Origin of the sequence: Pluralibacter sp., from assembly GCF_019237635.1 — a bacterium.
Classification (GTDB): Bacteria; Pseudomonadota; Gammaproteobacteria; order Enterobacterales; family Enterobacteriaceae; genus Enterobacter_B.
Map to the genome: position 1 here is coordinate 1 of NZ_JAFAGS010000173.1, position 25,882 is coordinate 25,882.

Annotated in this window: 24 protein-coding genes; 4 read left to right on the forward strand and 20 right to left on the reverse strand. The window is 59.0% G+C overall.

Features of this window, described 5'->3' with window-relative positions; translation table 11 throughout:
- Window positions 1–273: 273 nt before the first annotated feature.
- Together JO226_RS20095 and JO226_RS20100 are read right to left on the reverse strand one after the other, a co-directional pair.
- Window positions 274–2,238: a U32 family peptidase gene (locus JO226_RS20095; protein WP_296406700.1), complete on the reverse strand. Its 1,965-nt coding sequence runs from the start codon at window positions 2,236–2,238 to the stop codon at window positions 274–276.
- A gap of 66 nt (window positions 2,239–2,304) precedes the next feature.
- Entirely contained in the window at window positions 2,305–2,874 is a 570-nt protein-coding gene (locus JO226_RS20100) for a helix-turn-helix domain-containing protein (protein WP_296406702.1), read from the reverse strand.
- A 90-nt stretch (window positions 2,875–2,964) separates the two neighbouring features.
- Between JO226_RS20100 and JO226_RS20105 the strand changes: the two genes are divergently transcribed.
- A complete protein-coding gene (locus JO226_RS20105; protein ID WP_296406704.1) occupies window positions 2,965–4,131 on the forward strand; it encodes a benzoate/H(+) symporter BenE family transporter in 1,167 nt (388 codons plus the stop codon).
- Here the strand turns inward: JO226_RS20105 and JO226_RS20110 are convergent.
- A complete protein-coding gene (locus tag JO226_RS20110) occupies window positions 4,111–4,983 on the reverse strand; it encodes an AraC family transcriptional regulator (RefSeq protein ID WP_296406706.1) in 873 nt (290 codons plus the stop codon). The two genes, JO226_RS20105 and JO226_RS20110, sit on opposite strands and share 21 nt — an antisense overlap.
- A gap of 184 nt (window positions 4,984–5,167) precedes the next feature.
- Between JO226_RS20110 and JO226_RS20115 the strand changes: the two genes are divergently transcribed.
- Window positions 5,168–6,076 carry an EamA family transporter gene (locus tag JO226_RS20115; RefSeq protein ID WP_296406708.1) on the forward strand — a complete coding sequence of 303 codons (909 nt, stop codon included), beginning with the start codon at window positions 5,168–5,170 and terminating at the stop codon, window positions 6,074–6,076.
- A gap of 37 nt (window positions 6,077–6,113) precedes the next feature.
- Here JO226_RS20115 and JO226_RS20120 read toward each other — a convergent pair whose 3' ends face one another.
- The 3 genes from JO226_RS20120 to tehA form a co-directional block, all read right to left on the reverse strand.
- Window positions 6,114–6,782 carry a DUF3313 domain-containing protein gene (locus JO226_RS20120; RefSeq protein ID WP_296406710.1) on the reverse strand — a complete coding sequence of 223 codons (669 nt, stop codon included), beginning with the start codon at window positions 6,780–6,782 and terminating at the stop codon, window positions 6,114–6,116.
- 207 nt (window positions 6,783–6,989) lie between these two features.
- Window positions 6,990–7,586, reverse strand: a complete 597-nt coding sequence (gene tehB, locus JO226_RS20125) for a tellurite resistance methyltransferase TehB (protein ID WP_296406712.1) — start codon at window positions 7,584–7,586, stop codon at window positions 6,990–6,992.
- Window positions 7,583–8,587 (reverse strand): dicarboxylate transporter/tellurite-resistance protein TehA, encoded by a 1,005-nt coding sequence (gene tehA / locus JO226_RS20130; RefSeq protein ID WP_296406714.1) that lies wholly within the window; start codon window positions 8,585–8,587, stop codon window positions 7,583–7,585. Before tehA ends, tehB begins: the two co-directional genes overlap by 4 nt.
- Window positions 8,588–8,698: 111 nt before the next feature.
- Here tehA and ydcK point away from each other — a divergent pair, with 111 nt between their 5' ends.
- Window positions 8,699–9,679 (forward strand): YdcK family protein, encoded by a 981-nt coding sequence (gene ydcK / locus JO226_RS20135; protein WP_296406716.1) that lies wholly within the window; start codon window positions 8,699–8,701, stop codon window positions 9,677–9,679.
- 9 nt (window positions 9,680–9,688) lie between these two features.
- Here ydcK and hrpA read toward each other — a convergent pair whose 3' ends face one another.
- Window positions 9,689–13,591: an ATP-dependent RNA helicase HrpA gene (hrpA, locus tag JO226_RS20140; protein ID WP_296406718.1), complete on the reverse strand. Its 3,903-nt coding sequence runs from the start codon at window positions 13,589–13,591 to the stop codon at window positions 9,689–9,691.
- Between the two features lie 201 nt (window positions 13,592–13,792).
- Between hrpA and azoR the strand changes: the two genes are divergently transcribed.
- Complete coding sequence (gene azoR / locus JO226_RS20145; RefSeq protein WP_296406721.1) at window positions 13,793–14,398, forward strand: FMN-dependent NADH-azoreductase; 606 nt, start codon at window positions 13,793–13,795, stop codon at window positions 14,396–14,398.
- Between the two features lie 44 nt (window positions 14,399–14,442).
- Here the strand turns inward: azoR and paaY are convergent, their stop codons facing one another.
- From paaY to paaA, 13 genes are all read right to left on the reverse strand, one after another.
- Window positions 14,443–15,039 (reverse strand): phenylacetic acid degradation protein PaaY, encoded by a 597-nt coding sequence (paaY, locus tag JO226_RS20150; RefSeq protein ID WP_296406723.1) that lies wholly within the window; start codon window positions 15,037–15,039, stop codon window positions 14,443–14,445.
- 10 nt (window positions 15,040–15,049) lie between these two features.
- The gene (gene paaX / locus JO226_RS20155; protein WP_296406725.1) at window positions 15,050–15,985 is read right to left on the reverse strand and encodes a phenylacetic acid degradation operon negative regulatory protein PaaX; all 936 of its coding nucleotides are present in this window, start codon (window positions 15,983–15,985) and stop codon (window positions 15,050–15,052) included.
- Between the two features lie 82 nt (window positions 15,986–16,067).
- Entirely contained in the window at window positions 16,068–17,381 is a 1,314-nt protein-coding gene (gene paaK, locus JO226_RS20160) for a phenylacetate--CoA ligase PaaK (protein ID WP_296406761.1), read from the reverse strand.
- Between the two features lie 26 nt (window positions 17,382–17,407).
- A complete protein-coding gene (pcaF, locus tag JO226_RS20165) occupies window positions 17,408–18,613 on the reverse strand; it encodes a 3-oxoadipyl-CoA thiolase (RefSeq protein WP_296406727.1) in 1,206 nt (401 codons plus the stop codon).
- Complete coding sequence (gene paaI, locus JO226_RS20170) at window positions 18,613–19,035, reverse strand: hydroxyphenylacetyl-CoA thioesterase PaaI (RefSeq protein WP_296406729.1); 423 nt, start codon at window positions 19,033–19,035, stop codon at window positions 18,613–18,615. Before paaI ends, pcaF begins: the two co-directional genes overlap by 1 nt.
- Entirely contained in the window at window positions 19,025–20,467 is a 1,443-nt protein-coding gene (paaH, locus tag JO226_RS20175) for a 3-hydroxyacyl-CoA dehydrogenase PaaH (protein ID WP_296406730.1), read from the reverse strand. The genes paaI and paaH overlap by 11 nt, the downstream gene beginning before the upstream one ends.
- 2 nt (window positions 20,468–20,469) lie before the next feature.
- A complete protein-coding gene (gene paaG / locus JO226_RS20180) occupies window positions 20,470–21,258 on the reverse strand; it encodes a 2-(1,2-epoxy-1,2-dihydrophenyl)acetyl-CoA isomerase PaaG (protein WP_296406731.1) in 789 nt (262 codons plus the stop codon).
- Window positions 21,259–21,260: 2 nt separating this feature from the next.
- Entirely contained in the window at window positions 21,261–22,028 is a 768-nt protein-coding gene (paaF, locus tag JO226_RS20185; protein ID WP_296406733.1) for a 2,3-dehydroadipyl-CoA hydratase PaaF, read from the reverse strand.
- Entirely contained in the window at window positions 22,025–23,095 is a 1,071-nt protein-coding gene (gene paaE / locus JO226_RS20190) for a 1,2-phenylacetyl-CoA epoxidase subunit PaaE (protein ID WP_296406735.1), read from the reverse strand. Before paaE ends, paaF begins: the two co-directional genes overlap by 4 nt.
- A 7-nt stretch (window positions 23,096–23,102) precedes the next feature.
- Entirely contained in the window at window positions 23,103–23,600 is a 498-nt protein-coding gene (paaD, locus tag JO226_RS20195) for a 1,2-phenylacetyl-CoA epoxidase subunit PaaD (protein ID WP_296406737.1), read from the reverse strand.
- A gap of 12 nt (window positions 23,601–23,612) precedes the next feature.
- Complete coding sequence (gene paaC, locus JO226_RS20200; protein WP_296406738.1) at window positions 23,613–24,368, reverse strand: 1,2-phenylacetyl-CoA epoxidase subunit PaaC; 756 nt, start codon at window positions 24,366–24,368, stop codon at window positions 23,613–23,615.
- A gap of 8 nt (window positions 24,369–24,376) precedes the next feature.
- Complete coding sequence (gene paaB, locus JO226_RS20205) at window positions 24,377–24,664, reverse strand: 1,2-phenylacetyl-CoA epoxidase subunit PaaB (RefSeq protein ID WP_013366408.1); 288 nt, start codon at window positions 24,662–24,664, stop codon at window positions 24,377–24,379.
- 11 nt (window positions 24,665–24,675) lie between these two features.
- Complete coding sequence (paaA, locus tag JO226_RS20210; protein WP_367273567.1) at window positions 24,676–25,605, reverse strand: 1,2-phenylacetyl-CoA epoxidase subunit PaaA; 930 nt, start codon at window positions 25,603–25,605, stop codon at window positions 24,676–24,678.
- Window positions 25,606–25,882 lie beyond the last annotated feature (277 nt).

The following is a 25,882-nucleotide window of genomic DNA, read 5'->3' on the forward strand; positions in this document are numbered from 1 at the left end:
ATGTGACGTCGTACCCGACCCGAAAGCCAGGCGCAATAAGCCGAGGGTACCGCGAAGCGGCGGTTTTCTTTGCCGGGAGCCGGGATTGTCAAGGGCGCGGCGGCGAGCGCCTTTGACACGTTCACCGCAGAGAAATTGACAGGAAGCGGAGGAGGAAAAGTGAACGGAACGGTTCCACCCTTTTTTCAAAGGGGGGCTTTAAAGCAAAATAATGAATAAAAATTCATTATTTTGCTTAACTGACTGGCATTAGGCGATTCTGCCCCTGTTTTTTTATCCGTTTTTACGCTTCGGTAACGTCTTCAACAGCTCTTCCGGGCTCACCGACGCCACCACGCTTCCGGGCAGCGGCATTTTGAAAATGTGATTTTTCATCTTACCCACCACATGCATTTCGCACGGTCGGCAGTCAAACTTCAGCGTCAGCACCTCATCGCCATGCACTAACTGCATCGGCGTTGCGCGCCAGCTCTTGATATTGCCTTTCGCCTGCTTTGGACAGAGGTTGAAGGCAAAACGCAGGCAGTGTTTGGTGATCATCACCGGCACATCGCCCTTCTCTTCGTGGGCCTCATACGCCGCATCAATCAACTGGACGCCATAGCGCTGGTAAAACGCGCGGGCTTTATGGTTGTAAACGTTAGCCAGGAACGTCAGGTGCGTTTCCGGGTAGACTGGCGCCGGTACGGAGACCGGCTTACGGCTACCGCGCTGATAAGCGGCCAGACGGGCCTCATCCAGCATCCCGGCCGTTTCGCGGCGCAGCTGGTTGACCAGGCTGGTCGGCACAAACAGCGCTTCCGGCAGATTCACGTCAACCTTGCGCGGATAGTAAATAGTCTGCCCGAGCTTCGCGATACCGTCCTGCAGGTTGCTCAGCGCTTTTTCCGCGTTGTCAGCCCCGGCAAACTGGCCATCGAGGGTATGAGTTACGCTGACGCCATCCTCGCTGGTCATGGTCAGGATCAGCTGTTCCTGCCAGCCGCCAAGTTCGATATCCACGGCGATACGACGCTCGCTGGAGGTCTTCAGCAACGCCTGCTGCCAGTTGTGATCAAGGTTGCGGTTAAGCGCCTGATGCGGGCGCGCTTTATGCAGATCCGCCGGCATTTCATTCGGCCAGACGCGGTAGCGGTTTTCTCCGATTTTCTCTACCGTATTGGCGCGAAAGCCGACAACATCACGTTTGATCATCACATTCAGCCCGTCGCCGTTCGCCAGCGGTTCGGTCACTTCGACGTCAAGGCTTTCTTTACCGACCTTCAGTACTTCACCGACCGGCAGGCCGATAAATTTCGGTGAGTCAAATGCGCCTATATCGCCTTTACGGGCGTTAACAAAGTAGTCGGTGCTGCCGCGATGGAAGGTTTTGTCCGTGGACGGAATAAAGAAATGTTCGGTACGTCCTGCCGATGAGCGCGCCAGGTTACCCCGGTCTTCAATGATAGCGTCGAGCATCTGGCGATAGTGCGCCGTGATGTTCTTCACGTAGCTCATGTCCTTATAACGGCCTTCGATTTTGAACGAGCGAACGCCCGCGTCGATAAGCGCCGCCAGGTTAGCGGTCTGATCGTTATCTTTCATCGACAGCAGATGTTTTTCATACGCCACCACGCGCCCCTGATCGTCTTTCAGGGTATACGGCAGACGGCACGCCTGCGAGCAGTCGCCGCGGTTGGCGCTGCGCCCGGTCTGGGCGTGGGAGATATAGCACTGTCCGGAATACGCCACGCACAGCGCGCCGTGAATAAAGAATTCGATGGTCGCGTCGGTGGACGCATGGATTGCCTGAATCTGCTCAAGGTTCAGCTCGCGCGCCAGAACAATCTGGCTGAAACCGGCATCAGAGAGGAACTTCGCCTTCTCGACGCTGCGGATATCGCATTGGGTGCTGGCATGCAGCTCAATCGGCGGCAGATCCAGTTCAAGGATCCCCATATCCTGGACGATCAGCGCATCAACACCAGTGTGGTACAGGTCGGTAATCAGCGCCTGCGCCGGTTCCAGTTCATCATCATGCAGAATGGTGTTCAGGGTAACGAACACCTTCGCGCCATAGCGATGGGCAAACGGCACCAGCTCGGCGATGTCGCGCAAGCTGTTGCTGGCGTTATGACGGGCGCCAAACCCGGGGCCGCCGATATAGACCGCGTCCGCGCCGTGCAGAATAGCTTCACGGGCAATAGCCGCGTCACGGGCCGGGCTGAGTAGTTCGAGATGATGGTTTTGCAGGCGCATACAATCGTCGTTATCCATTATGGTCAAAATGGCGGCTATTGTAGTCAGAAGTCGCGCCGGACGAAATCATTTTCCGCAAGCCCGATGCCCTGCGGCGTCCCCTTTCTTTTCTCTCGGGTAGTGGATTAATGAGTGAAAATGCACGGTTTCATCGCTGCTGTTGCGATAGGCATGGGCGGTATCACCGGCAAAGCGTAGCCCTTCTCCGGCGGCAACCCGCTGCCAGCGCCCGTCAATACACATATCCAGCGTCCCGCTGATGGCGACGACATGCTCAATCACCCCGGCTTCGTGCGGCGCCGACTCGCTGAGCGCCCCGGGCGCCAGCATGATGGAGAAGTGGTCGAAACGCAGTTCGGCATCCCACGGGAACAGCGGCGTCACCACCATCGCCTGCTGCTGAGGATCATAGGCTGTTGTCTCGCTCTCCGGCGGCGTGATAAACAACGAAAACGGCACGTTCAGCCCGGTAGCGATTTTCCACAGCGTCGCCACCGTCGGGCTGGACTCATTACGCTCGATTTGCCCGAGCATCGCCTTCGATACGCCCGTTTCCTCCGCAAGCCTGGACAGGCTCCAGCCCCGCTGCTGACGCAGCGTTTTTAACGTCGCTGCCAGATGTTGCGCAATATTCATAGCGGCTCCTTTTTTCTGCAGCTTACCACTTGTGCGCTATAACGCTCAATGATACCTTTTATGGACGCTATAACGCACAAGGTAAAATAAATGCGTACGTTCACGCTTCCTTTCCCCACGCTGCTGACCGGTTTTGTTGCCGTGCTGGTCGGTTATGCCAGCTCCGCTGCTATCATCTGGCAGGCGGCGAGCGTCGCGGGCGCAACCGCGCAGGATATCGCCGGATGGATGACCGCGCTGGGCGTGGCGATGGGTGTCAGCACCCTGCTGCTGACGCTCTGGCGCAAAGTCCCGATTCTCACCGCCTGGTCGACGCCCGGCGCTGCGCTGCTGGTCAGCGGGCTACAGGGGGTCAGCCTCAATGACGCCATCGGCGTGTTTATTTTTGCCAACGCCCTGATCGTGCTGTGCGGCATTACCGGGCTGTTTGCGCGAATAATGAAAATCGTGCCGCATTCGCTGGCGGCGGCGATGCTGGCGGGTATTTTGCTGCGCTTTGGGTTACAGGCGTTCAGCACGCTGTCGCAAAACCTCTGGCTGTGCGGCAGCATGCTGCTGGCCTGGCTTGCCTGTAAAGCGCTCGCCCCGCGCTATGCGGTGGTCGCTGCGCTGCTGGCAGGCAGTATTGCGGCGCTGTTGCTGGGCGACGTTAACACCATGGCGATACAGTTTGCCGTGGTCGTGCCGCGCTACATCGCCCCGCATTTCGACCCCTCGCTGCTGCTGAGCGTGGGACTGCCCTTCTTCCTGGTCACCATGGCCTCGCAAAACGCGCCGGGATTCGCCACGCTACAGGCCTCCGGCTACCGCGTACCGGCGTCATCGCTAATCGTCATTACCGGCGCCATCGCTCTGCTGCTGTCGCCGTTCGGCGTCTACTCTATCTGCATTGCCGCGATCACTGCCGCCATTTGCCAGAGCCCGGATGCGCACCCGGACCCGCATCAGCGCTGGAAAGCGGCGGCGGCCGCAGGCATGTTTTACCTGCTGGCGGGGATATTTGGCGGCTCGATTACCTCGCTGATGGCGGCATTACCCGTCGCCTGGATCCAGATGCTGGCAGGCCTTGCGCTGCTCGGCACCCTCGGCGGCAGCCTGATGCAGGCGCTGACGCATGAGAGCGAGCGGGATGCAGCGATGGTGACGTTTCTGGTGACCGCCAGCGGACTGACGCTCGGCGGTATCGGGTCGGCGTTCTGGGGACTGGTCGCGGGCGGCGTTTGCTTTAGCGTACTGTCACTGGCTCGCCGCGCGTAGCTGGGACGGTGTCAATCCGGTCACGCTTTTGAAGCGGTTGCTGAAATGGCTGGCGGAGTTAAACCCGCAGGCCAGCGCGATATCGGTTAGCGGCAGCGCGCTGTGGCGCACCAGTTGCTGCGCTTTTTCCATCCGCCGCTGCATCACGTACTGATGCGGCGCCACCTTCATCGACTGGCGGAACATCCGGGCAAAATGATACTCGCTGAGCGCCGCCTGTTGCGCCAGTTCCGCCAGCATCAGCGGCTTATCAAGATGGCTGTCGATAAACGCCAGCACATTGCGCAGCACCACGGGCGCCAGCCCGCCGGTGACTTTCGGCAGTTGCCACTGCACGTTGGTATAGCGCTGGATCAGATGCGTCAACAGCAGTGTGCTGGCGGTACTCAACGCCAGCTGGTTCGCCTGCTGATGCCAGTCGCAGCCCAGCAGAAAATGGCGGTACAGCGAGGTTATCCTTTCATCGTGGGCAAAGGTTTTTTCATCAAGACTGAAGGTCGCCGGGCGCTTGTCCCAAATCTGCTCGCCCACCTCGCGCAGGTGCGCGTCGGTACAGTACAGGTGTACGAACGACAGGTTGCCGCGAATGTCCCAACTCGATTCGCTCTCCTGCGGCATCAGGCAAAAACGATCCGGCCCGCCGCCGTTTTTCCAGCCGTGGGGCGTCTTATGGTAGCTTTCGTAGCCGTCCGCAATATACAAGCTGAGAGTATGATGGTTGCTGTTCACGGTTACGGTATCGTGATTGTTAAACCAGGCCGCCAGCTGGATACCAGAGTGTAAATCGACCGTATCGCGCAGTATGGCGTTTTGCTGGCGCAGCGTTTCGAAGGTACCGTAAGAGTGTGACATAACATCCGCTTTACAAATTAGTCTCTCCGTAGTCTATGAATTGTCGCCCGTCGTTGCCAGCCCTGCCGCCTGAAGTCAGGCGAAAAAAGCGCAAGATTTTGCAATTCCCCCGCAATCCGCTGCAAGCGTCGACGCGGCATCAGCGCCATACTTGCGCTTTTCATCGCTGATGCGGAGCGAAAATATGAACGTCCTCCTCTACCTTCTGGTCGTGGTTATCTGGGGTACCACCTGGATTGCCATCTTTTTACAGCAGGGTCCCGTCCCGGCGCCGGTCTCCATTTTCTGGCGTTTTGCGCTGGCGAGCGTCACCCTGCTGGTGGTGCTGGGGCTGACGGGCCGCCTGCGTCGTCTGGCGCGGCGCGATCATCTCTTTTGCCTGATTCAGGGCTGCTGTGTGTTCTGCTTTAACTTCTGGTGCTTTTACACCGCCGCGGCGTGGATCAACACCGGGCTGGAGTCGGTTATCTTCTCCATGGCCGTACTGTTTAACGCGATCAACAGCTTTATTTTCTTTCGCCAGCAGCCGCCTGCCCGCTTCTGGTTCGCCGCGCTGCTGGGGTTTATCGGGATTGTGACCCTGTTCTGGGATGACCTGCAGGCCAGCGGCATGAGCCGCGAGTTGCTGATGGGCGTCGGCCTGAGCGCGCTCGGCACCTACGGTTTTTCGCTCGGCAATATGCTGAGCATTCGCCACCAGCGCCGCGGTCTGGAAACCCTGACCACCAACAGCTGGGCCATGCTCTACGGCACGCTGGTGATGGGCGTCATCGCGCTGGTTCGCGGCGACAGCTTTATGCCGCAATGGACCGTAAGCTACCTCGGCGCGCTGCTGTATCTGGCGCTGTTTGGCTCGGTCATCGCCTTTGGTGCTTACTTTACGCTGGTCGGGCGTATTGGTCCGGCCAATGCCGCCTACAGCACCCTGTTGTTCCCGCTGGTGGCGCTGACGATTTCAACGTTTTATGAAGGCTATTTCTGGCATGCCAATGCCGTCTTCGGCCTGGCGCTGATACTGGCAGGAAATCTGGTGATGTTTGCAAAACCCGCAACCTGGTTCAAACGACGGGCGTTCACCAAAACGGCGGCATAATAAAAGAAGCCCGGTGTGTTCACCCCGGGCTTCGCCGTTATTTCTGATTAGGATTGAATTTAACCGCGTCGACCGCCATGTCATCGATAACCTGCTTCAGGGTATCAATGGTCATCGGGGTCGATTCGTTGGACAGCGTTTTACCTTCGCCTTTACGGACGACTTTAATCACCGGTTTATTGGTTTTCGCATCAATCAGCTCAGCTTCGAAGTACAGATTGGTGTCCATCGTGCGGTGACCTGTTGCCGCCTGGGTACCCGCCACAATCATCGCCACCGGGATAACTTCATAGAACTGCAGCCCTTCTTTGCTGGAGTTCACGGCAGTGATAGCGCCACGGAAGATCAGGCTACGCGGGCCAACGGTCATCGCCAGCGGCTTTCTCTCGGAGATAGCCTGCTTGAGCTGCTGGTTGGTGTAATTACGGATCCCGTCGAGCACCTGCTGACCAATCTGCGTATTGGGTTTCGGTACCGGATAATAGATAACCGGGTTATAAACAATGTTGTCATAGTTGCTCGGGTTATAGTGAGGGTCTACCCAACGCAATTCCGATTTTCCCGAGGCGGTCGTCGTTTCCTTCAGGTTAGAATAATCTTTTAAAAAACCGGAATACTGATTCGGCTGAGCGATTTTCGATGCACATCCCGTCAACGCCAACATGCCCGTCAGGGCGGCCACTTTCAATAACGTAGTAGTACGCATGAGTTAATCCCTGTAAATGCACAAATGCCGGGCACTTATAACAAAATCCGGACAGGTTTGTTGTAGCAAAAACAGCGATCGCGTACAGAATCAGAAACTATAGCTATTAATCATAATCATCTATGATATGTACTTGTATTTTAATATAAAATTAAAATAAATTGCGGCATGAAACTAATTGTCACCATAATCATACCGCCGTTATTTTTAGACCGGTTTGCGCGCCAGCATCGTGGCGAAACGTAGCCTGATACGATTACCGTCGACGTCGGTGCGGTGCAGTTCGCCAACGTCTTCATTGTATTTCGCCAGCGTCCAGCCCGCGTAATAGTCACGCAGTTCGCCGGGCTTGAACGCGAACGGGAAGTCGACGGTGCAGGGATAATCGTCAGTGTCCATGGCCGCGACAATCAGGTTCCAGCCGCCGGGACGGGTGCAGCGCTGCATATTATCGATAAGCCCCGGAATGGTCTTTGCGTTGAGGAACATCAGCACCACGGTCGAGAGGATAAAGTCATACTCGCCGTCAAAGCGCAGGTTGTTAAGGTCAGCCACGCTCGCGCGCAAATTCTCCAGCCCTTCAGCGCTGCGGATGGATTCCAGATTATTGATGCTCATGGGGTTTTTATCCCATGCCGTCACATCAAAACCGTTTGCCGCCAGATACAGGCTGTTACGGCCGTTGCCGCAGCCCAAATCCAGCGTCTTGCCCGGCGCCACGTGCGCGACGGCGTTCAGCACCTCGGAGTGGGTGCGGGTCAGGCCATATTTTTCAGTAAAGTAAAATTCGTCACGTACGGTCATGATGGCTCCTTTTTTCCTGATAATGTCGAACGTTCAACGCGGATCAGCAGCTTACCGCTCAGCAGCAGGCTCAGCGTACGAATGAGCAAAAATGCGATGATGGCGTTGGTAAAAATGAACAGCGGAATGGCGAGGGTATGGAAAAAACCCGACGTCGCCGCCTGCCCCAGATGCAGCCCGGTGGTCGCCAGCGCGGACACGCCGAACGAGAAGCTCCAGAATGAGGCGTTAAACGGCTGTTTCAGATACCACGGCATCAGGCGCAGCATAAACAGCAACTGAAGCATGCCGTAACCAAAGAGCATCTTCGCCAGCACGTCGGCCTGCCCGCCGTTGACCGCAAGCCAGGCGCTACAGGCGACCAGCGCGGGCGCCAACTGAATGCCAAGCGAGGTGCGCAGCGGCGCGGGCAGTTCGCCGCAGCTGCGCAGGCGTTGCAGGATAACGGGCTCAAGGCTCAGCCAGGAGAAGATCCCGGCGCCCAGGAATACCAGCCCGGCATCGTTGAATCCCAGCGCGCCACAGGCCATGGCGCTGATAAAGTTGTTGGCGACCGTCGGCAAATACAGCCCCGGCGTGGTGGCGTCTCCCGGATGTTTACCGCGCCACAGCCCGGCGCTCTGCCAGGCCGCATAGGCAAGTTGCAGCACGACGCCGACGGAAAACAGCATCAGCGCCAGCGGCCGTAGCCACGGTGTGACGCCAATCGCCACCAGCAGGGTGGTGGCCGGAAACAGGCTGACAAAACTGCTGGCCACCGGATGGCGCATTTCCGCCACCACGCTCGTTGGAAAGCGCACCAGCCGGGCGATAAACGCCAGGGTCAGCAACGCCCACATGACGATAGCCAGCGTCACCAGAGCGTTGCCGATATAAGGGCTAACCGGCCAGATAGTGCTGGCGTAGCGCCAGGCGAACCCCATGCCGATGGTACCGAGCACCATGCCAAAATAGCCCGCGGGAAGATGAAGTACTTTGGGTTCTGTCGATAGTCCACTCATAGCGTTGAATCTTTCAAATAATTTTGAAGTTGCATTTTAAAGTAATGTTCTCCACGGCGTCACGGAGATTTTTTGCTACGTTTATGTTAATCACTCGTGATGAGAACTGCGATGAACAAATACCGCCTCAGCACCTCTTCCCGCGCCTTTAGCTATCAGCAAGACGGCGAGAAAAAAAGCGTCGACCTCTGGCAAATTATCGCCCTGTACGATTTCGCCGATGTAAAACAGGGCGCCGCCGGCGGTTGGATTGATTCACCGCAGGCGTTAAGCCAGCAAGGAGCCTGCTGGATTTATGACGAAAACAGTATGGTCTTCGCCGAGGCCCGGGTCGAGGAAAACGCGCGTATTTGCGGGACGTGCATTCTCAGCCATGGCGCGCGGGTGGCGGGAAACGCCCTTGTGGAGACAGCCGAAATCAGCGATCAAGCGCATTTAAGTGACAACGTCACGGTAAAAAATTCCCGTGTACGCGGCGAGTGCCACCTCTTCGGCAGCGCCCGGGTCCTCAACGACTGCGACATTATCGCCGCCAAAGGGCTGACGCGGGAACGCGAACAGATCCTGCAGATTTACGATCGCGCGACGGTCAGCCGCTCGCGGGTTGTCCACCAGGCGCAGGTCTACGGCGACGCCATTGTCGACCAGGCGTTTATTGAGCATCGGGCAGAAGTCTTTGACGCGGCGCTTATCCAGGGGAATGAGGAAAACAACGTCTGGTTGTGCGATTGCGCCAAAGTCTACGGCCACGCGCGCGTGGTCGCCGGGCGCGGCGAGGATGCGATCCCCACGCTGCGCTACAGCGCGCAGGTGGCGGAAAACGCCGTGGTGGAAGGCAACTGCGTGCTGAAACACCGGGTGCTGGTCGGCGGCTACGCCTGGCTGCGCGGCGGCCCCGTACTGCTTGACGACAACGTGCTGATCGAAGGCCACGCCCGCATCAGCGGCGATGTGGTGATCGAGCATCATGTTGAGATCACTGAAAATGCGGTGATTGAGGCCTACGACGGCGACACCATTCATCTGCGCGGGCGCAAGGTGATTAACGGCGACGCGCGGATTACCCGCACGCCGCTGTTAGGTTCGCTGTAAGTCCTGAATTCAGGCGCTAATCTGTTCCATCGCCTGCAGGATACGCTTATCGGAGACCGGATACGGCGTCCCGAGCTGCTGAGCGAAGTAGCTGATGCGCAGCTCCTCAATCATCCAGCGGATCTCCTGCACGTCCGCATCGCCGCGCCGGGCGGGCGGCAGTTTATTCAGCCACTGCTGCCACGCCTGCTGCACGCTTTCAACCTTCAGCATCTGCGCGCGATCGCGGTGCGGGTCGACCGCCAGCTTCTCCAGCCGACGCTCAATACCCTGCAGGTAACGCAGCGTATCGCCGAGGCGCTTAAAGCCGTTGCCGGTCACGAAGCCGCGATACACCAGACCGCTCATTTGCGATTTGACGTCCGACAGCCCCAGCGCCATGGTCATATCCACTCGACCTTTCAGGCGTTTATTAATGTTAAACACCGCCGTCAGGATCTGCTCTACCTGTTTGGCAATCTCCACCACGGTATCGTTGAGCTCGCCCCGCACTTTCTCGTGCAGCGCGGCAAAACGTTCTTGCGTCCACACCGGGCCGCCCGCTTCGTCAATCAGCTTGTCCACGCCGCAGGAGATACAGTCATCAATCAAATCCAGCACTTTGCCGTAGGGGTTAAAATAGAGCCCCAGCTTGGCTTTATTCGGCAGCTTCTCGTGCAGGTATTTGATCGGCGACGGGGTATTCAGCAGCAATAAACGACGCAAGCCGCACCACATGGCCTGCTGCTGCGCCTGCGGATTGTCGAACAGCTTAATCGCCACGCTGTCGCGTTCATCCACCAGCGCAGGCCAGGCTTTTACCTTATAGTTACCGCGCTTTTGCTCATAGCTTTCCGGCAGCGAGCCGAAACTCCACAGGTGCAGTCCGTTCTGTTCGATACCGTCATCCGCCACCGCTGACAGCGTTTCCTGTACTTTCCCTTTCAGCGTCTCTTTCAGGGCGTTGAGGTCGCGTCCTTCCTGCAGCTTTTTGTTTTTATCATCCACTACCCGGAAGGTGATTTTCAGATGATCGGGCACCTGTTCCCAGTGCCAGTCTTCACGGTCAATGGTCACCCCGGTCATCCGGCGCAATTCACGCTCAAGCGAATCCAGCAACGGCAGTTCCAGCGGTGTGGCGCGGCCTAAAAACGCTTGCGCGTAGTTCGGCGCCGGAACAAAGTTTCTCCGTACCGGTTTGGGCAGCGACTTGATAAGCGCAATGATAAGCTCACGGCGCAGACCCGGAATTTGCCATTCAAACCCGGCCTCCTCAACCTGGTTGAGCAGCGGCAGCGGGATGTGCGCGGTAACGCCGTCTGCATCCGCTCCCGGCTCAAACTGGTAGCTCAGGCGCAGCTTCAGGCTGCCCTGATGCCAGAAGTTCGGGTAATCCAGCTTGCTGACCCCCTCCGCGCCCTCTTTGATGAGCATGCTCGTTTCAAAGTTGAGCAGATCCGGCGTTTCGCGGCTGACCGTTTTCCACCAACTGTCGAAATGGCGGGCGGAAACGACATCGTGGCTGATTCGCTGGTCATAAAATTCAAACAGCGTTTCGTCGTCCACCAGGATGTCGCGGCGACGTGATTTATGCTCCAGTTCTTCCACTTCGGCGCGTAACCTGAGGTTATCGCGGAAAAACGCATGACGCGTTTGCCAGTCGCCCTCAACCAGCGCATGGCGGATGAACAGCTCGCGGCACAGCGCCGGGTCAATCTGACTGTAATTGACCTTACGCGCGGCAACGACAGGCAGGCCGTAGACAGTGACTTTTTCCGTGGCCATCACCGCCCCCTGCGCGCGCTCCCAGTGCGGTTCACTGTATGAGCGCTTAATCAGGTGCTGGGCGACAGGTTCCACCCATTCCGGTTCAATGCGCGCGGCGATACGCCCCCACAGGCGGCTGGTTTCCACCAGCTCCGCGACCATCGTCCACTTCGGCGGCTTTTTGAATAAGCCGGAACCGGGGAAAATGGAGAAGCGGGCATTACGCGCGCCGGTGAACTCCTGTTTATCGGCGTCTTTCATGCCGATGTGCGACAACAGCCCGGTCAGCAGCGCAACGTGAATTTCGCGGTACTCCGCCGGTTCGCTGTTGACCGGAATGCGTAATTCTTTCACCACCTGACGCAGCTGCGTGTAGATATCCTGCCACTCGCGCACGCGCAGGTAGTTGAGGTAGTCGGTGCGGCACAGGCGGCGGAACTGGTTCGATGACAGCGCCTTCTGCTGCTCGCCCAGGTAGTTCCACAGGTTCACGTACGCCAGGAAATCCGACTCTTTATCGTGGAAACGACGGTGCTTCTCATCGGAGGCCTGCTGCTTGTCCAGTGGGCGCTCGCGCGGGTCCTGAATCGAGAGCGCCGAGGTGATGATCATCGCCTCGCGCACGCAACCGTGTTTTTGCGCCTCCAGCACCATCCGCGCCAGACGCGGATCCACCGGTAGCTGGCTGAGCTGGCGGCCCTGCGCCGTCAGCTTATAGGCCGTCTGCTGCTCGTCGGTCGTGATGGCGCCCAGCTCTTCGAGCAGGCGGACGCCGTCCTGAATATTGCGCTTATCCGGCGCTTCCACAAACGGGAAGGCCGCGATATCGCCCAGTCCCAGCGCCGTCATTTGCAGAATCACCGAGGCCAGGTTAGTGCGCAGAATTTCCGGGTCGGTAAACTCCGGGCGCGAGAGGAAATCGTCTTCCGAGTACAGACGAATACAGATCCCTTCCGATACGCGCCCGCAGCGGCCTTTACGCTGGTTAGCGGAGGCCTGCGACACGGGTTCGATCGGCAGACGCTGTACTTTGGTGCGGTAGCTATAGCGGCTGATGCGCGCGGTACCCGGGTCAATGACATACTTGATGCCCGGCACGGTCAGCGACGTTTCCGCGACGTTGGTCGCCAGCACGATGCGCCGTCCGCTGTGCGACTGGAATACCCGGTTCTGCTCGCTGTTCGACAGCCGCGCATACAGCGGTAAAATTTCGGTGTGGCGTAAATCCCGCTTGCTCAGCGCATCGGCGGTATCACGAATTTCACGCTCGCCGCTCATGAAGATCAGGATGTCGCCCGGCCCTTCGTGGTTCAGCTCGTCAACGGCATCGAAAATCGCCTGCAACTGGTCGCGCTCGGTGTCATCAGCATCGATCACTATCGGGCGATAGCGCACCTCCACCGGGTACGTCCGCCCGGAAACTTCAATAATCGGCGCATTATTGAAGTGGCGCGAGAAGCGCTCAGGGTCGATCGTCGCCGAAGTGATGATAATCTTCAGGTCAGGACGCCGCGGCAACAACTCCCTCAGGTAACCCAGCAGGAAATCGATGTTCAGGCTGCGTTCGTGCGCTTCATCGATAATGATGGTGTCGTACTGCATCAGCAGCCGATCCTGCTGAATTTCCGCCAGCAGAATACCGTCGGTCATCAGCTTCACCATGGTGGTGTCGCTGACGTGATCGCTAAAGCGCACCTTATAGCCGATGCAGCCGCCCGGCTCCGTTTGCAGCTCTTCGGCGATACGGTTCGCCACGGTTCGTGCCGCCAGACGACGCGGCTGAGTATGGCCGATAAGCCCTTTCACCCCGCGTCCCAGCTCCATACAAATCTTCGGCAACTGAGTGGTTTTCCCTGAACCGGTTTCACCGGCGACAATCACCACCTGGTGGTCGCGCACCGCCTCGAGAATCGCCTGCTTTTTTTGACTGACCGGCAGGTTTTCCGGGTACGTTATCGCCGGGCGCGCCGTTTCGCGTAGCACGACCTGACCGGCTGCCTGTTCAATCTCCTGCGCCATCTCCTGGAGAATGGCCTGTTGTGCATCAGGATTTTTAACCTTTTTCACCCCATGCAGACGGCGGCTGAAGCGCTGTTTGTCGCGCAGCATCAGGCCGTCAAGCAGCGTATTGAGCATCGGGAAGGTTAACTTCTGTTGTTCTGTCATAGCGTTACCGGGCAGTGCACTGCCGGAAAAATGTCTCTGTTTTCATTGATGTTAGATTACCACATCGCGGCAATTCTTTCTTTCATCAATAAATTTGAACGAAGGCTTCGATATATTGCGCTATCCCTGCAGCAGGATTGTGAATAGAGTGTCAACAAGCAACAGGGCAACGGCCCGTCAATCTAATATAAGGAAACACCCATGAGCAAAGTATTAGTTCTCAAATCCAGTATTCTGGCAGGGTACTCTCAGTCTGGTCAGTTGACTGACTATTTTGTCGATCAGTGGCGTGCAAAACACCCGGCAGACCAGATTACCGTTCGCGATCTGGCCGCCTCCCCGATTCCGGTACTGGATGGTGAACTGGTTGGTGCGCTGCGTCCGGGCGATGCGCCGCTGACGCCGCGTCAGCAGGACGCGCTGGCGCTGTCTGACGAGCTGATTGCCGAGCTGAAATCCCACGATGTGATTGTTATCGCCGCGCCGATGTACAACTTTAACATCCCGACACAGCTGAAAAACTACTTTGATCTGGTGGCCCGTGCGGGTGTGACTTTCCGCTACACCGAGAACGGCCCGGAAGGTCTGGTGACCGGTAAACGCGCGGTGGTCCTGTCCAGCCGCGGCGGTATCCACAAAGATACCGCGACTGACCTGGTCGCGCCATACATGAAGCTGTTCCTGGGCTTCATCGGCATCACCGACGTCAACTTCGTGTTTGCTGAAGGGGTTGCCTACGGGCCTGACGTGGCCGCTAAAGCGCAGAACGACGCGAAAGACGCGATCAACGACTTCGTTGCCGCCTGATTGACGAATCCCCTCCCACCGCCTGCCGGGAGGGGATTTTTGCATTATATCGCCGATTTTGGCCGCAGGTTCTCGTCAAACTCCAGCCGTTTACGTCCTTCTTCCTCTTCCCGCAACGGTTCTACCTGATGCATAGTGAGCTTACAGCGCTCCACCAGCACCTGATATTCGCGGGTTCCCTGCATTTTCCAGGCCATTTCGCCGGCGCTTAAAGCGCGGATCGCCTTCGCCGGACTGCCGATAATCAGATAACTGGCCGGCATTTCCGCTTTTGCTTTCACAAACGACGCTGCGCCGACAATGCTGTTTTCGCCGATCACCGCGCCGTCCATTATCACGGCGTTCATACCGACCAGCGCATTACGGCGGATCACGCAGCCGTGAAGAATGGCGCTATGGCCGATGTGCCCGTCCTCTTCGACAATGGTGTCCTGCCCAGGAAAACCGTGCATGATGCAGTTATCCTGAATGTTGGCGCCGTCTTTCACCACAATGCGCCCAAAATCACCGCGCAGGCTGGCATTCGGCCCCACGTAGACCCCTTTGCCGAGGATAACGTCGCCAATCAACACCGCTGTTGGGTGGACATAACTCTCCTCCGGAACCACCGGGGTTAATCCATCAATCTGATAAACTGGCATGTTGTCTCCCTTATTTCAGGTTCAGTCCGCCAAAGCGCTGATAAAACAGGCTGGCAGGATGTGGCAGCGGCCCGACGGAGGTCTCACTTTTCTCGCCGACCCAGGTAAGCGCCCCGGCCGCCACGTGCTGGTAAATATTGATGCACAGCTGGCGCGCCGCCTGTCCCATCCAGTGGGCGGGCAGCAGCTCCTCCGGCAGCAGCGGGTCTTTGAGCACCACCCTGCGGTAGAGATGAATCAGCAACAGCTGGATTTTAAAGCAGCGCTCCGGCGTCAGCTCGTCCGGCGTCACGTCACGCAACAGCGGCAGCAGCGGGCGGAAAGTGGTAATAAACGCGTCGTACATGGCATTCTGTTCGGTAAGCTGCCAACACTCCTCTACCCGCGCCCGCAGCGCGCTGACCGATGTCGCCAGCGGCGAGTGAGCCTCGAAACAGATAACGTTTTCCGCCACGCCCGCCTCATGCAGCAGCGTCTGTACGTCGGCGAGCTTTTGCGACGGCGAGGCCATCAGGCTGGGGGCCAGAGTGCCGAACCCCTGCCAGATAAGCTGCTTTTTCACATCGTTAAGCATGCCTTTATCCAGCCCTTCAGAAAGCAACAGCAGCCAGGTGCCGTCCCAGGCTGGCGGCTCGGCGCGGTAGATTTTGCTTTCAGCGCGCCGGGTTAACCGCAGCCCTTTATCGCTCAGGCGATAAAAGCTGCGCCGCCCGATACGCACAACATCCAGCCAACCCTCTTTATTGAGACGAAACAGCGAGGTGCGCACGAAGCGATCGCCAAATCCTAACCCTTCGAGCAGCGCGGTCAGACTCCCAAGCCAGACCTCGCCGCCGCGGTGAGAAAGCGCGTCGCCGTACAGCGATGAGATAAGCGACGTACCGCTGACGGGGGCCGCGGTCACGACCTGTTGGATGAAGTTATCGAGTTTACTCATCTGATTCATTCTGTTGTCTTTTTTATCCTGGATGAATCATAGCACAGTTGAAAATGCCCTCTCTCTGCGAAGAGAGGGCCAAAACCAGGGATTAGTTGTTGGCGGCGGCTTTACGCAGGTCGAACACCCGGCAGGCCTTGCCTTCCGAGCGCGGAATGCTGCCGCAGTTCACAATCATCACGTCCGTTGAGATCCCGACCATCGATTTAATCCGGTGGCGCAACTGGTGGCACACCTGACAACGCTGCTCGTGCGTCAGGAACAAGCTGCTCTCTTTGAGCTCCACTTTCACGGAAAGTGAATCAAGATGACCGCGACGGCTCACCTCCAGTTGGTAATGCGGTGAGAGGTGCTCAAACTTGACTATCTCCTCTTCAAGCTGCGACGGGAAAACGTTCACGCCGCGGATGATAAGCATGTCGTCACTGCGGCCGCTGATGCGATCCATACGGCGCATTGTACGGGCGGAACCCGGCAGCAGGCGTGTCAGGTCGCGGGTGCGATAGCGGATAACCGGCAGCGCCTCTTTAGTTAAAGTGGTAAACAGCAGTTCGCCGAGCTGGCCATCGTCAAGCGGCGAGCCGTCGTTGGGGTTCACCACTTCCGGGTAGAAATGGTCTTCCCAGATGGTCGGACCGTCGGCGGTTTCGATACACTCCATCGCCACGCCCGGGCCCATCACTTCCGACAGGCCGTAAATATCCAGCGCGGTGATCCCCAGACGGCGCTCGATCTCTTTGCGCATCGCCTGCGTCCACGGCTCGGCGCCGAAGACGCCGACGCGCAGCGAGCAACCGCTGGCGTCGCCGCCCATCTGCCGCTCCAGCTCTTCGATCAGGTTGAGGCAATAGGATGGCGTCACCATGATCATGTCCGGCTGAAAATCGCGGATCAGCTGCGCCTGTTTCTCCGTTTGTCCGCCGGACATCGGGATCACCGTCGCGCCAAGGCGCTCGGCGCCGTAGTGGGCGCCAAGACCGCCGGTAAACAGGCCATAGCCATAAGCCACATGAATTTTATCTTTGGCGCTGCCGCCCGCCGCACGCAGCGAACGGGCGACGATATTGGCCCAGGTATCGATATCGTTTTGGGTGTAGCCCACCACGGTCGGCTTACCGGTCGTACCCGACGAGGCGTGGATACGGACAATCTGCTCCATCGGCACGGCGAAGGCATCGAACGGGTAGTTATCGCGCAGATCCTGTTTAGTGGTGCACGGGAACTTGCGGATATCAATCAGCTCTTTGAAATCGTCAGGGTGCACGCCCGCCGCGTCGAATTTTCGACGGTACATCGGCACGTTGTCGTAGGCATGCTTGAGGGTCCATTTCATGCGCTGGGTTTGCAGAGCCTGCAACTCATCGACGGACGCGGTTTCAATCGGTTCTAATTTTGTCGTTATCATTGTCGGGTACTCGCAGGTAGATTCGCTCACACACGTTCCAGGATCATGGCGATGCCCTGACCCACACCGATACACATCGTGCAGAGGGCGTAACGCCCGCCGCGACGGTGCAGTTCATGGCTGGCGGACAGCGCCAGACGTGCACCACTCATTCCCAACGGATGGCCTAACGCGATGGCGCCGCCGTTGGGGTTTACATGAGGGGCATCATCCGCAAGCCCCAGTTGACGCAGGACGCCCAGCGCCTGCGCCGCAAACGCTTCGTTTAATTCGATAACGTCCATATCGGTGATGCTTAACCCCGCGCGTTCCAGCACTTTGCGGGTGGCCGGTACCGGCCCGAGCCCCATCAGACGCGGTTCAACGCCTGCGGTCGCCATTGCGACGATACGCGCCCGCGGCGTCAGTCCCTGCCGCGCGGCCATCTGCTCGCTGGCAATCAGCAGCGCCGCCGCCCCGTCGTTAACGCCTGAGGCGTTACCGGCAGTGATGACGCCATTTTTGCGAAACGGCGTTTTCAGGCTCGCCAGCTGTTCGAGCGTGGTATCCGCTCGCGGGTGCTCGTCCACGGAAACCTCCGTGATAGCGCCCTTTTTCCCCGTCACGCTGACCGGCACTATCTCCTGCGCCAGGATACCGTTACGCTGAGCCAGCGCGGTACGTTGCTGGCTGCGCAGCGCGAAAGCATCCTGGTCGGCGCGGCTTATACTTAACAACTCAGCTACATTTTCCGCCGTTTCCGGCATGCTGTCAGTTCCGAAGTGCTGATGCATGAGCGGATTCACAAAACGCCAGCCGATAGTGGTATCAACCATCTCCACCTCGCGCTGAAACGGCGTGGTCGCCTTGCCCATCACGAACGGTGCCCGGGACATCGATTCCACACCGCCCGCCACCAGCAGATCTGCATCGCCTGCCTTGATCGCGCGGGCGGCAAAGCCGATGGCGTCAAGCCCCGAACCGCACAGGCGGTTAATGGTGGTGCCGGAGACCGTTTGCGGCAATCCCGCCAACAGCGTCGCCATGCGCGCCACGTTGCGGTTATCCTCCCCTGCCTGGTTGGCGCAGCCGAGGATCACATCGTCGATACGTTCCGCGTCGAGCTGCGGATAGCGCGCCAGCAGCGCCCGCAGCGGTACCGCTGCCAGGTCATCCGCGCGTACGCTGGACAACGCGCCGCCGTAGCGCCCCACCGGGGTACGAACTCCATCACAGATAAATGCGTCACGCATCAGGCTTCTCCCGTCACGCTGCCGCCGATGCGGTGTGATTTACCGCGAAACAGGGCAACTGTTTTTTGTTGTTGATTGACGATTTCGATGTCGTACACGCCGGTCAGTTTGCCCTGATGCTGCACCCGCGCCGTCGCGGTGAGCTTATCGCCGGCAAACCCCGGACGCAGAAAATCGATGGTGCAGGCCGACGCCACCGCCGCCAGCCCCTGGCTGTTGCAGGCATAGGCGAACGCGGTGTCCGCCAGCGAGAACAATTGACCGCCGTGGCAGGTCTTATGACCGTTCAGCATCGACGGCGTGATGGTCATGGTCAGCACCGCAAAGCCATCGTCCATCTCGACGATATCGATACCCAGCGCCTGCGCGCAGGCATCCTGTTGATACATGGCGCGAGCGTTGTGCCAGGCGTTATGACTCATAGCTACTCTCCAGAAGCGCGCGCTGGCGCAGCAGTGAACAGGGGCGATAGCGTTCCTCGCCGTAATGACGCTGCAGGGTATCCAGCAGTTGCAGCACGCGCTGCCAGCCCAGCTGTTCTCCCCACTGCAGCGGGCCGCGCGGGTAGTTGACGCCAAGACGCAGCGCGGTATTGATATCCGCTTCGCTGGCCACCCCTTTTTGCAGGGCGTCCAGCGCTTCGTTGACCAGCATCGCCAGCGTCCGCCAGACCAGCAGCCCCGGATAATCCGCCACCATCAGCACCCGTTTTCCCTGCTGCTGCAGGTGGTACACGGCTTTTTGCGTATCCTGAGGATGATTGCCCGCCGCCGCCGCGATCACCACGAGGTCGCTCTCGCTGTGATCCATCAGCACCACCGGGCGCTGCAGGCGCGCTGACATCGCCTGCGCGGTTTCGCCTGTCGTAACCGCCAGCACCACGTCGTCAAGCTCGGTCCACATCGAATTGGTGACAACGTCACGGCTTTGCGTCACCTGCGACGCCGCGAAAGCGCCATCGGCGAGCGCCGTCACCACCACATCCGGTGCCCCGGCTGGCCAGCGATACACGCCGTGGCCGCTCTTCTTGCCAAAGCGCCCCGCCAGCACCAGCTCCTGCTGCAACAGCGAGGGCAGAAAACGACGCTCCTGCCAGAAGGCGTTAAACACCGAACAGGTCACCGCAAAGTTGACGTCCTGGCCGATGAGATCGGTCAGCGCCAGCGGCCCCATCGGGAAGCCGCCTGCTTCATGCAGCGCGGCGTCAATGGTTTCGGGCGATGCCACCTGCTCTTCCAGCGCGCGCCAGGCTTCGGCATAGAACGGCCGCGCCACGCGATTGACGATAAAGCCTGGCGTTGACTGGCAACGCACCGGCTGTTTCCCCCACCGCGTCACGCACTGGCACAGTTGCTCAATCACTTCCGTCGACGTCGCCATGCCGCTCACCACTTCCACCAGCTTCATCACCGGCGCCGGATTAAAGAAGTGCAGCCCCGCCACGCGCTCCGGGTGTTTTACCCCGGCGGCAATCGCGGTGATGGAGATCGAGGAGGTGTTGCTGGTCAGCAGCGTATGCGGCGGACAGATGTCGCCAAGCTGGTTGAACAGCGCTTTTTTGATATCCAGTTTTTCCGCAGCGGCCTCAATCACCAGGTCAGCCGCGGCGAGAGCGGCAATGTCGGCGACAGGGATAATTCGCGCCAGCGTCCGCTCACTGGCGTCGGCGCAGAGTTTACCGCGCGCCACGCGGGCCTCCAGCCGCTGGCGCATCGCGGTGATCGCGCGCGACAGCGCATCGGCGGAGATATCGTGCAACAGCACCTGATGACCGGCGGCGGCGGCCACTTCGGCAATCCCGGCACCCATCGTGCCGCTGCCAATCACTGCCACCGTGTTAATCGCAACATTCATGATCACTTCCCGCTGAACTGAGGTGGACGTTTGGCGAGAAAGGCGCTGACGCCTTCGCGATAGTCGTCGCTGCGCCCGGCCATCCGCTGATAGTCGCGCTCCAGATCGAGCTGCTGGTCAAGGGTGTGTGTTTCAGCGGCGTTGATCGCCTGCTTGATAAGCCCCAGTCCAAAGGTCGGCTGCGTCGCCAGATGGCGCGCCAACTGGCTTGCGGTTTCCTGCAGTTGCGCATCATCCACCACCTGCCAAATCATGCCCCACTGCTGGGCCTGCTCGGCGCTGAGCTTGTCGCCCAGCAGCGCCAGCGCCATCGCCCGGGCGCGCCCCGCCACCCGCGGCAACAGCCAGGTGCCGCCGCAATCCGGCACCAGGCCAAGTTTGCTAAAGGCCATCACAAAATTCACCGAGCGGGCGGCGATGACGATATCGCAGCCCAGCGCCAGTGTCGCGCCCGCCCCTGCCGCCACGCCGTTTACTGCGGCGATCACCGGTTTCGGCAGTTTCGCCAGACGGCGAACTAGCGGGTTATAAAAGCGCTCGACCGACATCCCGAGATCCGGCGCGGGGCCGTTCGGGTCGACATTGCGGTCATTGAGATCCTGTCCGGCGCAAAAACCGCGCCCGGCGCCGGTAATCAGCAGGCAGCGGATCGTCTCGTCGCTCTCCGCCTGCTTCAGACACTCGGCAAGCTGATGATGCATCTCGTCGTTAAAACTGTTCAGGCGATCCGGACGGTTCAGCGTCAGGGTCATCACGCCGTGCTCAACGTGGCTCAGAATCAATGCATCCATGATTACCGTCCTTTAAATTCGGGTTTGCGTTTGCCAAGAAATGCGGCGATCCCTTCCTGGCGATCGTCGGTTGCGCTCAACAGCGTAAACAGCTGGCGTTCCAGTCCCAGACCGGCATACAAGCTCACTTCCTGCGACTGGCGCAGGGCCTGTTTCGCCGCCTGCAGCGCCAGCGGCGAGTGTTCCGCCATCCGCAGCGCCAGCGCCAGGGCGTATTCCAGCGTCAGCCCGCTGGGATACACTTCGCTGACCAGCCCGGCCTGCTGCGCGCGCTTCGCGTCAATGGAATTTCCGGTGAGGATCATCTGGGTCGCCAGCGATTTGCCCACGCAGCGAATCAGGCGCTGGGTACCGCCTGCGCCAGGCATGATGCCAAGCGTGATTTCCGGCAACCCGAAGCTTGCGTTATCTCCGGCGACGACCACATCGCACAACAAAGCCAGCTCGCAGCCCGCCCCCAGCGCATAACCGTTAACCGCGGCGATCAGCGGTTTGGTAAACGCGTCAATGCGCGCCCACAGCCGTGGGCGGCCATCGTTGAGCGTGGCGGGCAGGTCTTTCTCCGCCATCTCCTGTAAATCGGCACCAGCCGCGAAGAAACGCGTATTGCCGCCAATCACGACGGCGCCGACGGCATCATCCTGCTGCGCGGCTTCCAGCGCTTCGGCAATCTGTGTTAACAGCGCATTGTTCAGCGCATTTCGCGCCTGCGGACGGTTTAGTATCAGTTGCAGCACGCGGCCGTGGTGAACGCTTAAGAGTTCGCTCATGCCATCCCCTTAGCATCAAAGTCGACTATCACATCAGACGTCACCGGCAACGCCTGACAGCTCAGTACATAACCTGCGGCCAGTTCATCCGGCTCAAGGCTATAGTTGGTCGCCATAGAAACTTCCCCGCGCAGCACTTTGCACTTACAGGTGGCGCATACGCCGCCCTTACAGGCATACGGCAGGTCAGCGCCCTGGCGCAATGCGGCGTCGAGGATGCTTTCATCATCGGCAGACAAAGTGATATTGCGGTCGCGGCCGTCCTGACGAATTACCACCGTCTGCCCCTGGGCATGGACGCTGGCGGCATGACGGACGTGACCGCTCGGGGTATTGAAGCGTTCGAGATGAATCGCTTTGCCCGGCATGCCGAGGGACAGCAGCGTGGTTTCCGCGTCATCCATCATCGCCGCCGGGCCGCAGATAAAGGCTTCGTCGACCTGGTCGAAGGCGATAAGCGTTTTCGCCAGCGCCCGCAGCTTTTCGCCGTCGATACGCCCGTGCAACAGTTCGCTGTCGAAGCTCTCCTGGCTGAACAGGCATATCAGTTGCAGGCGGGCGGGCCAGCGGTCTTTCAGGTCCGCCAGCGCCTGACGAAACATCATGGTCTGGCTGCTGCGATTGCCGTAAATCAGCGTGAACTGGCTGTGCGGCTCTGTCTGCAGGGTCGATTCCATAATGGCGAGCATCGGCGTAATGCCGGAGCCTGCGGCAATCGCCAGGTAGCTGCCGGTGCGATCCGGCTGCGGCTGGTAGCCGAAATTGCCCTGCGGCACCATGACGTCGAGCGTCATACCGGCTTTGATCTGCTCCCGGGCGTAGCGGGAAAAACGCCCGCCATCGATGGCTTTCACCGCGACGCTGATCTCGCCCGGCACGGCGCGACGGCAGATGGAATAACAGCGGCGCAGCTCTTCGCCCGCCAGCCGCGCTTTCAGCGTCAGGTGCTGGCCGGGACGAAAGGTGTAGGCCGACTGCAATGCCTGCGGCACGGTAAAGGTAATGGTTACCGCATCGCGGGTTTCCGGTTCCACTTTTGCTACCGTGAGCGAATGAAACGTTGTCATGGCAACCTCAAATACATTTAAAGTAATCAAAGGGTTCACGGCAGCTGTCGCAGCGATACAGCGCTTTACAGGCCGTTGAACCAAATTCGCTGATAAGCGTGGTATGGGTGCTGCCGCAGCGCGGACACGCCACCGCCACCGGCATCTGCGCGTGGCAACTGTGGGCCTGCGGTGGGCTGATGCCGTAAACGCGCAGGCGTTCGCGGGCGTCCGCCGTCATCCAGTCGGTGGTCCACGGCGGATCGAGCTGCAAAACGATATGCACCGGCGTATAGCCATGCGCCGTCAACGTGGCGCGAATCTCGCCCATCAAATGCTCGGTCGCCGGACAGCCGGAATAGGTCGGCGTAAACCCTACCGCCCATCCCTCGTCCTGCGGCGTAACGCTGCGCACCATCCCCAGATCGGTAATGGTCAGCACCGGCACTTCCGGGTCGGGGATCTGGCTTAACAGCGCCCAAATTTGATGGACTTCAGCGGGGGCAATCCCGGCAAGACGTTGCATCGCGGCCTCCGGTTACCACTGCTGGCTTGGGTAGCTGCGCTGCAGATACTGCATTTCAGCGAGCATCGGCCCCAGATGTTCGGTGTGCAGCCCCTGCTTACCGCCGGTGCGGTACGCAGCCTCCTGCGGCACCGTCAGCCCGGCGTCGGCCAGCGCGGCAAAGACCGTCGTTTCCCACTCGTCGCGAAGGCTTGCGGGATCCACGGCAATACCCTGTTCACTCAGCTCACGCTCCAGCGCATCGGTATCGAACAACTCGGCGGTAAAGCGCCACAGGTTGTCGACAGCCGCCTGCATCCGCGCGGATGACAACGCCGTACCGCCGCCCAGACGCTCGACCCAGCCGCGGCTAAAGCGCAGGTGATAGCGCGCCTCTTTGACTGCTTTCGCGGCGATCGCGGCGAGCTGCGCGTCCTGGCTTTGCATCAACCGGGTAAACAGCGCCACATGCCAGGCATCCATCAACAGTTGGCGCGCCAGGGTATCGGCAAAGTTGCCGTTCGGCTGTTCGACCAGCAGCACATTGCTGAACTGGCGCTCGTCGCGGCCAAAAGCCAGCGTGTCTTCATCGCCAGCGCCCTGACGCGACGCGGCATAGCTCAGGAAATTTCGCGCCTGCCCCAGCAGGTCGAGGCCGATGTTCGCCAGCGCCAGATCGATTTCCAGCTCGGGCGCGTGGCCGCACCAGGCGCCGAGACGCTGGGCAAGCACCAGGCAGTTATCGCCCAGACGCAGGGCATAAGCGGCAATAGGATCGTGATTCTTCATCAGCCGCCTCACATGTGCTCAATGCCGTCGGGAAGGGTGTAAAACGTCGGATGACGGTACACTTTGCTTTCCGCCGGATCGAAAAACTCACCGCGCTCTTCCGGCTGCGAGGCGACAATTTCGCTGGCCTTCACCACCCAGATGGAGCAACCTTCGCTGCGACGGGTGTAGGCGTCTCTGGCGTTTTCCAGCGCCATGCGGTCATCCGCCGCGTGCAGGCTGCCGACATGACGATGCGACAGCCCCTGTTTGGTACGTACGAACACTTCATATAACGGCCAGTAAACATTGCTCATCGTTGTTCTCCTTATGCGGCGCTGCGGGCCTGTTGTTTCTTCGCATGTTCCAGCGCGGCTTCGCGCACCCACTCCCCCTCTTCCCAGGCTTTACGCTTGGCGGCCAGACGCTCGTGGTTGCAGATGCCGCGGCCATTAATCACCTCGTTAAACTCCTGCCAGTCGATCTCGCCAAAGCGGTAGTGGCCGCTGGCGTCGTCGAAGCGCAGGTCGGCGTCCGGCACGGTCATGCCCAGCATTTCCACCTGCGGGATGGTGTTGTCGACAAAGCGCTGGCGCAGCTCATCGTTCGAGAAGCGTTTGATTTTCCACGCCAGGCTGCGGGCGCTGTTCGGCGAACTGTCGTCGTTAGGGCCAAACATCATCAGCGCAGGCCACCAGAACCGGTTAATGGCGTCCTGTAGCATCTGACGCTGCGCGTCATTGCCCTGCGCCAGCGCCATACAGGCCTCGTAGCCCTGGCGCTGGTGGAAGCTCTCTTCTTTGCAAATTTTCACCATCGCGCGGGCATACGGGCCATAGGAGGTCCGGCACAGCGCCACCTGGTTGACGATAGCCGCGCCATCCACCAACCAGCCGATAACGCCGATGTCGGCCCAGTTCAGGGTCGGATAGTTAAAGATGGAGGAGTATTTCATCTTGCCGTCGAGCATCTTCTGGTAGAGATCTTCGCGGGCGCAGCCCAGCGTCTCCGCGGCGCTGTACAGATACAGGCCGTGCCCGGCTTCATCCTGCACTTTCGCCAGCAGAATCGCCTTACGGCGCAGGGTCGGCGCGCGGGTTATCCAGTTACCTTCCGGCAGCATGCCGACAATTTCGGAATGGGCGTGCTGACCAATCTGGCGGATCAGCGTTTTGCGGTACGCCTCCGGCATCCAGTCCTGCGGCTCGATGGCGGTCTCGGTCTCTATTCGCGCTTCAAAGCGTTGTTCTTCAGTCACTTCGTCACCTTTACGATTCAATAATGATTCATAAAACAGATTTTTGTGAATCACTTTGTTTTATAAAAGTTACATAATGGTTAAATAAAACCACAAACATTGTTTGTGTATTCTGTGATCTCACTCGCAGAGATAATTCAAAAACCCCTTAAAAACAGCACAATAGCGATAACCACAACGGCGACACAGATCGCAATGTTAATAAATTATTAAAATATGAATTGATTTTTATGATTCACAACAAAACTATATATAGTGAAATTACGTAACATATTGC